Origin of the sequence: Salinivibrio sp. VYel1 (assembly GCF_009377945.1) — a bacterium.
GTDB lineage: Bacteria > Pseudomonadota > Gammaproteobacteria > Enterobacterales > Vibrionaceae > Salinivibrio > Salinivibrio siamensis.
This window is the reverse complement of the sequence record NZ_RSAM01000012.1, coordinates 53,234-66,996: the sequence shown is the minus strand read 5'-3', so window position 1 is coordinate 66,996 and position 13,763 is coordinate 53,234. Positions and strand designations below refer to the sequence as shown.

13 protein-coding genes, 1 tRNA gene and 1 pseudogene are annotated in these 13,763 nt (G+C 49.7%); 13 read left to right on the top strand and 2 right to left on the bottom strand.

The features are described 5' to 3' along the window. Positions 1 to 202: 202 nt before the first annotated feature. The 6 genes from ilvD to EHW58_RS12180 all read left to right on the top strand — a co-directional run bounded on the left by ilvD (position 203) and on the right by EHW58_RS12180 (position 5,572). Positions 203 to 1,885: a dihydroxy-acid dehydratase gene (gene ilvD / locus EHW58_RS12205; protein ID WP_216647104.1), complete on the top strand. Its 1,683-nt coding sequence runs from the start codon at positions 203 to 205 to the stop codon at positions 1,883 to 1,885. A gap of 288 nt (positions 1,886 to 2,173) precedes the next feature. After that, the gene (locus tag EHW58_RS12200; protein ID WP_077577942.1) at positions 2,174 to 2,527 is read left to right on the top strand and encodes a DUF805 domain-containing protein; all 354 of its coding nucleotides are present in this window, start codon (positions 2,174 to 2,176) and stop codon (positions 2,525 to 2,527) included. 122 nt (positions 2,528 to 2,649) lie between these two features. Continuing rightward, on the top strand, positions 2,650 to 3,168 hold the full coding sequence (locus EHW58_RS12195) for a GrpB family protein (RefSeq protein ID WP_152796735.1): 519 nt from the start codon (positions 2,650 to 2,652) through the stop codon (positions 3,166 to 3,168). A gap of 164 nt (positions 3,169 to 3,332) precedes the next feature. Further along, positions 3,333 to 3,419: transfer RNA gene (locus EHW58_RS12190), tRNA-Leu, on the top strand. Between the two features lie 210 nt (positions 3,420 to 3,629). Continuing rightward, positions 3,630 to 4,508 (top strand): LysR family transcriptional regulator, encoded by an 879-nt coding sequence (locus EHW58_RS12185; RefSeq protein ID WP_069590163.1) that lies wholly within the window; start codon positions 3,630 to 3,632, stop codon positions 4,506 to 4,508. Between the two features lie 137 nt (positions 4,509 to 4,645). Continuing rightward, the gene (locus EHW58_RS12180; protein WP_152796733.1) at positions 4,646 to 5,572 is read left to right on the top strand and encodes a YeiH family protein; all 927 of its coding nucleotides are present in this window, start codon (positions 4,646 to 4,648) and stop codon (positions 5,570 to 5,572) included. A 20-nt stretch (positions 5,573 to 5,592) separates the two neighbouring features. Here the strand turns inward: EHW58_RS12180 and EHW58_RS15710 are convergent, their stop codons facing one another. Continuing rightward, the gene (locus EHW58_RS15710; RefSeq protein ID WP_155522538.1) at positions 5,593 to 5,739 is read right to left on the bottom strand and encodes a hypothetical protein; all 147 of its coding nucleotides are present in this window, start codon (positions 5,737 to 5,739) and stop codon (positions 5,593 to 5,595) included. Between the two features lie 270 nt (positions 5,740 to 6,009). Here EHW58_RS15710 and EHW58_RS12175 point away from each other — a divergent pair. Then, positions 6,010 to 6,642: pseudogene (locus EHW58_RS12175) on the top strand (cation transporter); the annotation flags it as partial. Positions 6,643 to 6,963: 321 nt separating this feature from the next. Next, positions 6,964 to 7,410, top strand: a complete 447-nt coding sequence (locus EHW58_RS12170) for a GNAT family N-acetyltransferase (protein ID WP_152796729.1) — start codon at positions 6,964 to 6,966, stop codon at positions 7,408 to 7,410. 162 nt (positions 7,411 to 7,572) lie between these two features. Here the strand turns inward: EHW58_RS12170 and EHW58_RS12165 are convergent, their stop codons facing one another. Continuing rightward, on the bottom strand, positions 7,573 to 8,079 hold the full coding sequence (locus tag EHW58_RS12165; RefSeq protein ID WP_172970042.1) for an SCP2 domain-containing protein: 507 nt from the start codon (positions 8,077 to 8,079) through the stop codon (positions 7,573 to 7,575). A 219-nt stretch (positions 8,080 to 8,298) separates the two neighbouring features. Here EHW58_RS12165 and EHW58_RS12160 point away from each other — a divergent pair, with 219 nt between their 5' ends. From EHW58_RS12160 to katG, 5 genes are all read left to right on the top strand, one after another. Then, complete coding sequence (locus EHW58_RS12160) at positions 8,299 to 9,294, top strand: peptidase U32 family protein (RefSeq protein ID WP_046073407.1); 996 nt, start codon at positions 8,299 to 8,301, stop codon at positions 9,292 to 9,294. A gap of 9 nt (positions 9,295 to 9,303) precedes the next feature. Then, a complete protein-coding gene (locus EHW58_RS12155) occupies positions 9,304 to 10,179 on the top strand; it encodes a U32 family peptidase (RefSeq protein WP_152796786.1) in 876 nt (291 codons plus the stop codon). A gap of 143 nt (positions 10,180 to 10,322) precedes the next feature. Then, complete coding sequence (locus tag EHW58_RS12150; protein WP_152796725.1) at positions 10,323 to 10,814, top strand: GNAT family N-acetyltransferase; 492 nt, start codon at positions 10,323 to 10,325, stop codon at positions 10,812 to 10,814. After that, positions 10,811 to 11,209, top strand: coding sequence for a VOC family protein (locus EHW58_RS12145; RefSeq protein WP_152796723.1), 399 nt, complete (start codon positions 10,811 to 10,813; stop codon positions 11,207 to 11,209). The genes EHW58_RS12150 and EHW58_RS12145 overlap by 4 nt, the downstream gene beginning before the upstream one ends. A gap of 220 nt (positions 11,210 to 11,429) precedes the next feature. Further along, the gene (katG, locus tag EHW58_RS12140; RefSeq protein ID WP_152796721.1) at positions 11,430 to 13,607 is read left to right on the top strand and encodes a catalase/peroxidase HPI; all 2,178 of its coding nucleotides are present in this window, start codon (positions 11,430 to 11,432) and stop codon (positions 13,605 to 13,607) included. Positions 13,608 to 13,763 lie beyond the last annotated feature (156 nt).

The following is a 13,763-nucleotide window of genomic DNA, read 5'->3' as shown; positions in this document are numbered from 1 at the left end:
ATGCGGCTAATCACTGGCAATGCCCACACAATATTCAGCCCTTTATCTTTCCACCAAAAATCACTATGACAAAACAAGTAAAAAGTCGCACTAAGTCGCTTAACAGCATAGTATGTCGCTAGCATATTGATAGATTGGTCAGCCTTGGTAAAGTGACCCTATAATCACTAACAAATAAAACGTTGAATTAATGAGAGAGGGTATGATGAGTAAGAAGCGCCGGTATTCATCGGAAGTGGTTGATGGGGTGTCTAAAGCACCGGCTCGTGCCATGTTGCGCGCGACTGGCTTTGAAAAGCAGGATTTCTCAAAACCGCAAGTGGGCATTGCTTCGACTTGGAGCATGGTGACACCGTGCAATATGCATATCAACGAACTGGCCGATCATGCCTGCAGTGGTGTGGACGCTGATGGTGGCAAGGGCGTTATCTTTAATACCATTACCATTTCTGATGGCATTGCCAATGGCACGGAAGGTATGAAGTATTCTTTGGTCTCTCGTGAAGTGATCACGGACTCCATTGAAACGGTTGCGGCATGCCAAGGTTTTGATGGCTTGGTGACCATTGGTGGTTGCGATAAAAACATGCCCGCTTGCGTTATTGCCATGGCCCGACTTAACCGGCCTTCTATTTTTGTCTATGGCGGAACGATCAAACCGGGTGCAAATCATACCGATATCGTGTCTGTATTCGAGGCAGTGGGTCAGCATGCTAAAGGCGATATTGAATTAATAGATGTTGAAAAGATAGAGAAAACGGCCATTCCTGGCGCAGGTTCTTGTGGTGGTATGTACACCGCGAATACGATGGCATCCGCTATTGAAGCCTTGGGATTAAGTTTGCCGGGCAGTTCAGCTCAAGAAGCGATCTCACAAGATAAGCGTGCGGATTGCGAAGCGGCGGGTAAAGCGGTGGTACGTTTAATCGAAGAGGGCATTCGCCCCTCAGACATTATGACGCGGGAAGCATTTGAAAATGCCATCACTGTGACCATTGCGCTTGGCGGTTCAACCAATGCGGTGCTGCATTTGTTGGCTATGGCGAATACGGTCAATGTAGATTTAAGCTTGGATGACTTTACACGCCTAGGGCAAAAAGTCCCTGTGCTTGCGGATTTGCGTCCAAGTGGTCAGTACATGATGTCAGAGCTTGTGGCCATTGGTGGTATTCAACCATTGATGAAGCGACTATTGGACGCGGGTCTATTGCATGGTGATTGCTTAACGGTGACAGGAAAAACCTTGGCGGAGAACTTAGAGGAGGTTGAAGACTATCCTGATCACCAAGATATTATTCGTCCGTTTGATAATCCTATTAAGCAAACCAGTCACTTGGTGGTATTGAAAGGCAATGTCTCTCCGACGGGGGCCGTGGCAAAAATCTCGGGCAAAGAGGGTACGCAGTTTACTGGTCGTGCTCGCGTATTCCACTCTGAAGAAGAAGCCTTGCAAGCGATTTTAGATGGCAAGATCGTAAAAGGGGATGTGATTGTTATTCGCTACGAAGGACCCAAAGGGGGCCCAGGCATGCGCGAAATGTTGAGTCCAACTTCTGCCGTGATGGGGCGTGGCTTGGGTAACGACGTTGCACTGATCACGGATGGTCGCTTCTCTGGGGGGAGTCATGGTTTTGTCGTAGGCCATGTGACACCGGAAGCCATGGATGGTGGCCCCATCGCCATTATTGAAGATGGTGACACCATTTCTATTAATGCTGATGATATGTCGATTGATGTAGATTTAACGCAAGCCGAAATGAATCAGCGTTTTAGTCAGTGGCAACAGCCAGAGCCACGATACAAACGCGGCGTATTGGCCAAATATGCCAATACTGTGATTTCCGCAGCGGAAGGGGCGGTGACTGACCAAGATCTAAAACTATAAATCGTTGTTGGGTTTTACGGTTTCTCACTTGGTTGCTCAGCCTGCCCTAGCGCATTACCACGCTTTGAATGTGCTTTGCAATCAAATCACATAAGGTGACCAGCGCATTTTGGTGAGTAACATTGGCTTTGGTAAATCGCGCTCTCGAGTAAAAATGCTGTCAATCAGTGATAAGGCTCTCAAGCTAATGATAAAGCGGTCGGATGTCTTGTCGTTGAAATAGTACTGGCTGGAGCCTCGTTCTATGATACGTGCGAACACTTCTTTCAACTAAAAATAGGGTTACGTATGGAATGGTATTTAAAAGTGCTGCGCAATTATGTCACTTTTTCAGGGCGCGCCCATCGTCGAGAGTATTGGATGTTCTTTCTGGTTAACTTTTGCATCTCCTTGGCGCTAAACATTGTCGCTGAAGCGACGGGGCTGGTGTTGCTGAGCATTGTGTACTCATTGGCGGTACTACTGCCAACCTTAGCCGTTACATCAAGGCGTTTGCATGACACGGGACGTTCTGCATGGTGGCTGCTGATTTCATTCATTCCTATTATCGGGATGATTGCGCTGCTGGTGCTTTGTGCATTGGAAGGGGATCAAAATAGCAATCAATACGGTTCTAACCCTAAGCTTGCGGAAGGCGTCTAGTAAGGTGGTGTGATTTGTTTGCACGGGAACTGCTGGTACGATAATCAACTAACTTGAGTCAATGTGTCGCTCATGCCGACTCACTCGTGTTTACCAGCATTCTTTTTTACCTTAGGTGCCACATGATCACACTCGAGCCCTACCAATTAGTTGACGCCAGTTTCTCTCCTTGGCGTCCTATTTACTTAGACGTTGCCCAAGCCTTGTCTGACCATATCTCGACACCTCGTATTGAGGTACTGCATTTCGGTTCAACATCAGCCAAAGTCGGTGGCAAAGGGATCATTGATTTATCTATTCTTTATTTCCCAGGAGAGCGAGAAAACGCGATTACCCATCTTTACGCGCTAGGCTTTCAAGATCAGCACAGTAAGCAGCCGTTTCCCGAACACCGCCCTCGTAAAGACGCCTCTGTAACCTATCAAGGTGAGCGGTTTTTGATTCATGCTCACGTGATTGAAAAAGACAGTGATGAGCATCATCGCCAAATGGCGTACAAACAGTATTTGCTCGATAACCCTAGTGTACGCATTGAATATGAAAACAAAAAGCGCGCCATACTCGCTCAAGGTGTGCGTGATCAAGATGCCTATGTCAAGCAAAAAGCTCCTTTTGTAAAGGGGGTTTTGGCGGAACTTTAAAGGCGCATGTGCAGCATGATTCACCTCTATCGTTCTGCCTGCTTTTCAACCACTTGAGTCAAAAAGAATAAAAGGGCTATTGACCTCGGGTTAAATTTCATTAAAGTACACCTTCGTTCGCAGCGCAGTCTGCGGACCATGGTGCTACCACGCATATCTGCGTTGCCCTGGTGGTGGAATTGGTAGACACAAGGGATTTAAAATCCCTCGGCGTTCGCGCTGTGCCGGTTCAAGTCCGGCCCGGGGCACCATAGCACTCTCGTTATCCCTATCTATCTTCTATCACAAATAAACGATTCTTATTCTGTCTAGCCTCAAGCACAGAGAGCTTAGCGTCTTCTGATATGCAATAAGTCGCTACGAATAATTGCATAATCGCCGATAGTTTAAGGATGCTGACAAGCGGTAATAGCGCTTTGTGTCTTTGCTGCGCTCCGGTAGGATAGCGTGAGGAGGGCGGCATGAATCTAACCCAAATTGATGCGTTTTGTGCAGTCGCAGAGACTGGCTCAGTGTCTGAAGCTGCACGTCAGCTGGATGTGAATCGTTCACGATTGAGTATGGCGATTAAAGCGCTCGAGCAATCACTTAACGCTGAATTGTTCTATCGCACCGGTAACCGTTTGACACTGTCGGAAATCGGCAAAGCCGTTTACAAAGATTTCGAGAGTATATCGGTCACCGCGGCCCGCATTCGTCGTACGTGCGAGCAAGCGAACGCGGGCTTTAATGCCGAAGTGTGGATCGCGCGTGATGATGCGATCCCCGATCAGCTTTGGCAGGACTGGGCGCATCAGCTCAATAAGCGCTTTACGGCGACGTCCTTCAACCTAGTCTTGGCCTCGAGCGGTGATTTGGCCAATTTGGTTGAAACCCAACAAGTCGACTTTGCGTTTGGCGTGGACTACGAGCGCATTGACGATCCGCGCATCAACTATCAGCCGTTGGGTAAAATTCGCATGATGTCGGTGTGCAACAGCGAGCACCCGTTGAGTCGACTGCGTCGGGTCAGTGATGATCAACTGCGTAATGCCATGCAAGCGGTAATGGTCTATCTCAATGAAAAAGACAATCCCGAGCTACAGCCTTTCTCACGCCGTTATATTGGCTTTTCGAGCTTTGAATATATGCTCAATACCATCTTACAAGAAGAAGCGTGGGGCGTGTTGCCTGAGCCGCTGATCCGGCAATACTTACGAGAACAGCGCTTAGCGGTGATCAAACACACCTATGGCTTAACCCAAGAAGACTACTGCCTATTCACCGCCTCAGGGATGGCCGAGCATCCTGGGATCCAATGGCTGAGTGATAGCATTACCAATTACTTGTTTGATTTCTAAATGTGCGCCTCGATGATTGTTTTTCAATGCCTTGCAATACATGTTAAGCAAAACTTAACCCAGGTTAAAAAGTTTAAGATTTTCTGAACAATCACTGAGCGCTACAATGCCGTCACTGATTTTTACTGAGCATCATTATGACCGCATACACGCGTTATCTTCCTTTTTCATGGGCTGTGTTAGCCTGTTTAACCCCTTGGGTGAGCTCGCCGATTGCATTGGTATTGGGTTTTTTGTTGACCTCCCTAGGCTGGGTGCCAAGTGCAATTCCGCTCACGAAAATCACCAAAAAGTTACTGGCTTATTCGATTGTGGGTCTGGGGTTTGGTATCCCGCTGCAAGAGGCGCTCGCCGTGACAGGCGATGGGATAGGGCTGATTATTGCCACCATTGCAGGCACGCTGATTTTTGGCACATTACTGGGCAAACTTATGGGGCTGGATAAAAAGACCGGTCACCTGATTGCCTCAGGCACTGCGATTTGTGGCGGCAGTGCAATCGCAGCCGTCTCGCCCGCTATCAACGCGGATGATAAACAAATTGGTCTCGCGTTAGGCACGGTGTTTGTGTTGAATTCATTGGCGCTGTTTGTGTTTCCTATGGTTGGGCATGCGCTGGGCTTAGATCAGCACACGTTTGGAACCTGGGCGGCGATCGCGATTCATGATACATCATCGGTGGTGGGCGCGGCGTCCGCTTATGGTGAGCAAGCACTAACCACTGCGACCACCCTCAAACTTGCGCGCGCATTATGGATTGTGCCTGTGGCGTTTGTCAGCGCACTCATGTTTCGCAGCCACGCTAAAAAAATCACGATCCCTTACTTTATCGTTTTTTATTGTCTAGCGATTGGTATCAGTGATGTCTTTGTCCAAGCGCAACCCATCTATGAGGTGATTTTCGCCATCTCAAAGCAAGTATTAGTGGTGTGTTTATTCTTAATCGGCTGCAGTATTTCTGTCACCCAGCTACGCACGGCAGGCCCCAAACCCTTATTGTTTGGTGTCGCGCTGTGGGTGATTATCTCCTGTACATCGCTTGCTTGGCTGCTGCTAGCGGCCTAGCCTCCGTCGTTGCCTCAGGTTCACTCATGCGGCGTGTCCTGAGGCAAACGTAATACCGCGACCAACAGAAACGCACTGAGTGCCGCACCAAACTGCCACCATCCTGTGCTGGTTATCGCGAGGAAAAGCTGCAAGCTAATTGCCGCGAGTAACACGCCTTTTCTCATCTTCTTAGTCCATAAAGAATCTAAATTTAGATTTAGTATGCGTAAAAGTTATATGCAAGCAAAATGCGATTTAGCGCTATCTCATAACTAAAATTTGTTTAGAACACTCACTGTCAGAAATATTGACAGTTATTTTTATGCATAAACTATTGAAATAAAACGCCTTTAATTTTTCCCGCAGCAGGGTGGTGAAAATGTCAGCAAGTTCGTGTTTGTAAAGCGGCGCAGTAGCACCAAGAATATGTGCGTGTTTTCTACTTTTGGTGTTTTATGTCTTCTCAAAACGTGATCAATGAAAAGTCAGTATTAGTGTTTTCGGCCCTTCTCGCATTGGGGTTTGCCATCGCCGGCCTTGCCGTTGGATGGATTGCTGGCTCTTTAGTGATTATGTTCGACGGTATCTACTCGTTGATTAGTCTAGTGTTAACTTTGTTGTCACTGGGCGCGTCGTGGTATATCCACTCGCGTTACGCAAGGCCGATCACACGTGCGCTGCTGACACCGCTTGTTGTCGCCATTAAAGGCGCCGTGATTATGCTATTGGTGAGTTATTCTCTGTATGAAGCGGTCTCCTCCTTGGTCGAAGGCGGACGTGCGGTTAACCCGTCATTGGCGGTGCTGTTTGGTATTGTCAACGTGGTGGGTTGTGGTTACGGATGGTGGATGATTGCACGCAAAAACCAAGCAGGGCAAAGCCAGTTGGTGGAGGCGGAATCGCGCCAGTGGCAAATGGATACCTTGTTAAGTCTGGCGGTCACCTTAGGCTTTTTAGGTGCTTGGTTAGTGGCGCATTCACCTTGGTCGGATTATGCGGTTTATGCAGATCCTATGATGATGGTATTGATGTCGTTCTACTTCATCAAAGTACCATTTATCATGGTGCGTAACGCGTTAAAAGAGCTCGCGCCTGTTACAGTAAAGTGGTATCGCACCCGCTCAATAGCGTAATAAGAACACGACACAATACGGACTTAGCCAAACGATCCTATATCCGTGCAGGGATCGGCATATACTGAGGCGGCGTTTAGCCGCCTTATTTATATTACCTTATGCACTATAACTTTTTATGTTGGTGTTTATATCAACACAAATACTGTAGGCGATTTCAACGTAGTGTGAAGAAATATATTTTGCTCTCTATGCTCGTCTGTTGAGGTGTTGGCAGCAGAACGTCGTGATGGCGCTTACACTGAAAAGTAACCATAGCGCTGCGGTAGAGAAAGAATGTTGCATATAGCGAAAGCGGAGTTAAATGATCTAGACGCCCTCACCGTGTTATTCGGCCAATACCAGCGCTGGCTCGCGATTCGTCCGCCGCTCAGTCAAACAAGGGCGTTTACCGAGCAACGGTTGTGTGAGCAAGACACGTGCATACTGACCGCTTCTCGCCAATCCTCCATGGTGGGATTTGTCCACCTAACGCCTTTGTATTCGCTCGCGAGGGCGCGCCGTGGCTTAATTATTAACGATTTGTACGTGCAGCCAGACTCACGGCGACAAGGTATCGCACGGGCATTAGTCTCGCACGCTCTCAAGGAGGCTCGTGCCCGCCAAGCCGCTTGCTTACTGCTACAAACCCATCAGAGCAACCATGCCGCTCATCATCTTTTTGAATCTTTTGGTTTTATTTGCGACGTTAGCCAGTACTATTTTCTGGACGTAACCGATTAACGGGTTACGAAAGGCGTAGCGAATGGCGTACGATGTTGATACCCAGACGGTCTCACTCACGCAACCTTGGTTGGCGGGTGAGCACGCTGGGCAATGAGCTTGGATTAGTAAGCCACGCCAATCCGTTGGCGATGGTGTGTGCCTTATCGAATAACTAAGCCTCTACAACGCGAGTTTAGTGAGGTAGTGATGGCTTAACGTCAGTGAGCGTGCCAGTGGTTTGGGTAGGGTATCGATTTCGAGGCTATCAAGCAGGTTTTTCACATGCAGCCCAAGTTCGGTATCACCACTTATACTGAGTTGGCGCTGGAAAAACAGCGTATCCGGATCGCAATAGTGAGTCGCCATTTTCAAAAACGCTAACCAATCTCCCTCGATACTGGCGTCTTCCTCCCCAGACAAGCGCACCAATAATTGGTTGTCTTCGTTCAGCGACACGAACCAATTGGCGTTGAGATCGCGCAAGCCAATGCGAATGGTACGGCCAGCAAGAAAGTCGAACTCGTCCTCTGCCAGCGGCACCGCAAAAGCGGTATTCATGACTTTGGTCAGCACCTGAGCTTGCAGCCCATGTGGTAACTGAGTGATGGCTTTTAGCCCTGGTGTAATCAGAGCTGGCTGAGGCAGTGGCAGGGCAAGGGGTTGTTGGGTGATTGGGTTTACGAGCATTTGGCTTTCCTTTGGTGCCAATGGTTGAATGCCACTAGAGTAGCGAGGTTGAATGCTCCGCCATTGGATCCGAGTCAAAAATGAGAGGAGTTTTTGTGCCAACAGCGTCATTTATCGCGATTTTTATCATCATGGAGAAGTGAGCTTGATACACATCAACCCCCCACATTGGCAACGCCCTTATCTTAGCCGGACAATCATAAAATGGAATGCAATGTTATGGAGCTCCTTTGTCCGGCGGGCAATATTCCGGCGGTTAAAAAAGCGATCGAACATGGCGCCGATGCGGTGTATGTCGGCTTAAAAGATGACACCAATGCGCGCCATTTTGCGGGGCTGAACTTTACCGACAGCAAATTGCAGCGTGCCAGTCAGTATGTACATGACCACGGCAAAGACTTGCACGTTGCCATTAATACCTTTGCCCATCCTGATGGTTGGCGTCGCTGGCAATATGCGATTGATAGCGCCGCCGGTAATGGTGCCGATGCGCTGATCCTTGCCGATATGGCCTGTTTAGATTACGCCGCCAGCACCTACCCCGATTTGGATATACACCTTTCTGTTCAAGCATCCGCCACTAACGCTGGAGCGATCCGTTTCTATCAGCAGCAATATGGCGTTAAGCGAGTGGTATTGCCGCGGGTGCTGTCTATTCATCAAGTTAAACAACTAGCACGCGATACCGATGTCGATTTAGAGGTATTTGCCTTTGGCAGCTTGTGCATTATGGCCGAAGGGCGCTGCTATTTATCGTCTTATCTTACCGGCCAATCGCCCAATACCGTGGGCGCTTGCTCACCGGCGGCATTCGTGCGTTGGCAAGATACTGAGCAAGGGTTGGAGTCGCGCTTAAACGGGGTCTTGATTGATCGGTACCAAGCCGATGAAAAAGCGGGGTATCCCACCCTCTGCAAAGGTCGTTTTTGTGTCGACGGTAACCGCTATCACGCACTGGAAGAACCCACCAGTTTGAACACCTTAAGTGTCCTGCCTGAGCTTTATCGCGCCGGGATCAAATCGGTCAAAATCGAAGGTCGTCAGCGCAGCCCGGCGTATGTGGAGCAAGTTGCACGGGTATGGCGTCAAGCGATTGATCGCTGTATCGCAAACCCCGAGGCGTTTGATATTGCGCCGGATTGGGCGCACTCGCTCGATAGTCTTTCTGAAGGGGTGCAAACCAGTTTGGGTGCTTACCATCGCAAGTGGCAATAAGGAATTATGATGCAATTTTCTCTCGGGCCGATCCTGTATTACTGGCCCAAGTCTGAGGTTGAAGCCTTTTATCAAGCAGCGGCTGACAGCCAAGCCGATGTGATTTATCTCGGTGAAACTGTCTGTGCCAAGCGGCGAGAGCTGAAAACCAAAGACTGGATCGGGCTTGCACGCGAGCTGGTCCAATCTGGCAAACAAGTGGTGCTCTCGACCATGGCGCTGATTGAAGCGCCCTCAGAGCTGACCATGCTGAAACGCTACTGTGACAATGATGATATTCGCATTGAAGCGAATGACGTGAGCGCGGTGCAGTTTTTAAGTGAGCGTCGGCAGCCCTTTGTGGTGGGGGCCGCCATCAATTGCTATAACCCACAAACACTGAAGCAATTTGTTGACCTTGGCATGACGCGCTGGGTGATGCCGGTGGAACTTTCGCGCGACTGGCTGGTGAATATGTTAAACGGCTGCGATGCACTGGGTATTCGCGACCGGTTTGAGGTGGAGGTGACTGGCTATGGTTACTTACCACTGGCTTATTCAGCACGCTGTTTTACCGCGCGCTCAGAAAACCGCGCCAAAGATGACTGCGAACTGTGCTGCATCAACTATCCCAATGGGCGGTTAACGGAATCACAAGAGGGTCAGGCCGTATTTGTGCTAAACGGCATTCAAACCCAGTCCGGGCAGTGCACCAATCTCATTAACGATTTACCGTCAATGCAAGGTCTGGTGGATGTGGTGCGGTTAAGTCCACTGTCGCTTGACACCTTGCACTGGGTAGACAAATTCCGTGCTAACCAAGCAGGCAATAACCCGCAACCGCTCAACCACGATTGCAACGGCTATTGGCACCACTTGGCAGGCATGACACAAGTCGTCGAGTAGTGGACGTTTCCTTTCAAGGGTGTGGGTAGAGTCACTGCATCAGTCTGACTTTTCGGCCATTGTTTAGCATTATCGTTTGGCTAAATGATTGCATCAGACTGTTGAGAGCCAGAATACCCCAAGACTTGAAAAGGAATACAAGGATGCAAGTGAGACGTGCCTCGGTTGAGGACTTGGATGCCATCTTCGCCCTGAATGTACAAATTGGTGACATGCACCATCAACATGCGCCGCATCTGTTTGCAACGCCTGGCCCAAGCGGTCGGGCGTTTTTGCAGAAAGCGCTGCAAGAAGCGGATAAGTACTTTTGGGTGGCAGAGCATCAAAACAAAGTGATTGGCTTTTTGTCGGCAAGGCTGGAGTCGTTTGAACACATTCCTCATCTGGTCGACGATCCCATGTGTCATGTGAATACCATTGTGGTTGACCGTGATGCGCGAGGAACCGGTGCAGGTAAAGCGTTAATGGCGGCCTGTACCCAATGGGCGAAAGACAATCATGCCACTGTGATTAAACTAGAAGTGATGACGTTTAATCAGGATGCGCAGGCGTTTTACCATGCGCTGGGGTTTACCCCAGACTCTATCACCATGATGCAAACATTGAATTGCGAGCCGGAGGAGCCAGCACAATGATTGATAAAGACACCGTGATGCGGGTGGCACGACCCACCGACAATTTGGCCGACATTACCAACATGTATTGCGATGGGCTGGGGTTTGAGCTATTGGCGACGTTTTCTGGCCATAATGATTTTGATGGCGCCATTATTGGTCACCCACATCATAACTATCACCTTGAATTTACCCATCATCGCGGCACCCATGTCGGTCCAGCACCGTCACAGGAAAACCTGTTGGTCTTTTACTTGCCGGATCACGCTGCATGGCAGACTGCGTGTCAACAAATTGAAGCCGCTGGGTTTAAACCTGTGCCGAGTTACAATAGCTACTGGGATAAAGACGGGCGTACCTTTGAAGATCTGGACGGTTATCGTGTGGTACTACAAAACCGTCAGTGGGCGTGGTAGAGCAGGTATGTTAGAGCAAGGCGACGAATTGACTCAGGCGTAAAGGTGAGTGTCAGCAATCACAGTAATTGGCAAAACAGATTAGCGCGGATGTCTAATGCCTATTAACGTTGTATTGGTCGGGACAATCATGCACTTCGCCTGATTGCCTATTAACGCAATGCGCAAGCTGATTCGCTGTGAAGAAAGCTTGTCGAACAATAAGAGCAAGGAGAAAGCAATGTCTCAACAAGGCTCAACGTCAGGTGGTCAGTGCCCTGTCATGCACGGCAGCAAAACATCGGAAGAGATGGCACACAAAACCTGGTGGCCAAACGCGCTTAATCTCGACATTCTTCATCAACATGACAGTAAAACGTCTCCTTTTGATGAGCATTTCGATTATCATGCCGCGCTAAAAACCCTTGATATCGATGCATTAAAAAAGGATGTGAAAGCGCTACTGACCGAGAGTCAGTTATGGTGGCCTGCCGACTGGGGACATTATGGCGGTTTGATGATCCGCATGGCGTGGCACTCCGCGGGGAGCTATCGCATTGCCGACGGCCGCGGTGGCGGTGCGACAGGGAACCAGCGTTTTGCGCCTTTGAACTCATGGCCGGACAACGCCAACCTTGATAAGGCTCGTCGTCTGTTGTGGCCCATTAAGAAAAAATATGGCAACAAAATAAGCTGGGCAGATTTAATTTTGCTGGCGGGGACGATGGCGTATGAATCGATGGGCTTAAAACCCTATGGATTTGCATTTGGCCGTGAGGATATTTGGCACCCTGAGAAAGATACCTACTGGGGCGCAGAGAAAGAATGGCTGGCGCCAAGTGATGCTGAGAACAGCCGCTACTCTGGTGAACGCGATCTGGAAAACCCATTGGCAGCGGTGATGATGGGGCTGATTTATGTCAACCCAGAAGGGGTGGATGGCAATCCCGATCCGCTTAAAACCGCGCAAGACATGCGTGTCACCTTCGAGCGTATGGCGATGAACGATGAAGAAACGGTTGCACTCACCGCAGGTGGCCATACTGTCGGTAAGTGTCATGGCAATGGCGATGCGGAACAGCTCGGCCCCGAGCCGGAAGGTGCAGCGATTGAAGAGCAAGGCTTAGGGTGGAACAACCATCAAGCGCGTGGCATTGGTCGCGATACGGTCACCAGTGGCATTGAAGGGGCGTGGACCACCCATCCCACGCAATGGGATAACGGCTACTTCTATCTGCTGTTTAACTATGAGTGGGAATTGAAGAAAAGCCCAGCAGGCGCGTGGCAGTGGGAGCCCATCGACATCAAAGAAGAAGATAAACCTGTCGATGTGGAAGACCCCTCTATTCGTCGTAATCCCATCATGACGGATGCCGACATGGCACTCAAGATGGACCCAACCTATCGCAGCATTGCGGAGCGTTTTTATCAACATCCCGAGCAGTTAGCGGATGCCTTTGCTAAAGCTTGGTTTAAACTCACGCACCGCGACATGGGGCCTAAATCGCGCTATATCGGCCCAGATGTGCCAAGTGAAGACTTGATTTGGCAAGACCCTGTACCGGCAGGACGCACTGATTATGACGTCGCGGCGGTAAAAGCGGATATTGCCAACAGTGGCCTGACACTGGCAGAGAAAGTGACGACCGCATGGGACAGTGCGCGGACTTATCGGCAATCTGATAAACGAGGAGGGGCGAACGGCGCGCGGATCCGCCTAGCGCCGCAAAAAGATTGGCAAGGGAACGAGCCGGAGCGTTTGTCGAAGGTAGTCAACGTGCTGAGCAATATAGCCCAGAAGCATCAGATTAGTTTGGCCGACACCATCGTGCTGGCAGGTAATCAAGGCATCGAAGAAGCGGCAAAAGCGGCTGGCGTCCCCGTCGACGTTCCCTTTGCTCCTGGCCGTGGTGATGCCACGCTTGAGCAGACTGATGTGGCTTCGTTTGAGGTGCTAGAACCGGTTGCAGATGGATTCCGCAACTGGCTGAAAAAAGACTACACCGTTCAGCCTGAAGAGTTACTGCTCGACCGTGCCCAATTGATGGGACTCACGGCCCCTGAAATGACAGTATTGCTGGGCGGTATGCGCGTACTTGGGACCAATTATGGCGGTGCGCCGGAAGGTGTACTGACCGACCGAGTGGGGCAGCTAAGTCATGACTTTTTTGTCAACCTGACAGACATGGCGTATCAATGGAAACCCGTCGGCCGCAACCGCTATGAAATCATTGCGCGCGACTCGGGTGCGGTGAAGTGGACGGCAAGTCGCGTTGATTTAGTGTTCGGTTCAAACTCTATTTTACGTGCTTATGCTGAGTTTTACGCGCAAGATGACAACCAAGCCAAGTTCGTACACGATTTCGTGGTGGCGTGGGTGAAAGTGATGAACGCTGACCGCTTTGACCTGAATAACTGATTAAGCACCTAATCACTACAAACTGTGATGGCCAAGCCGCCTTTTATTGAGAGGCGGCTTTTTATTTGTCTTAAATCAAGCTCGGGGTTGGTTCTTGTCGTGCCACAGGCAGGGTTTTAGTACAGTGAGCTGAGTAAATTCCATCCAATTCTTTTA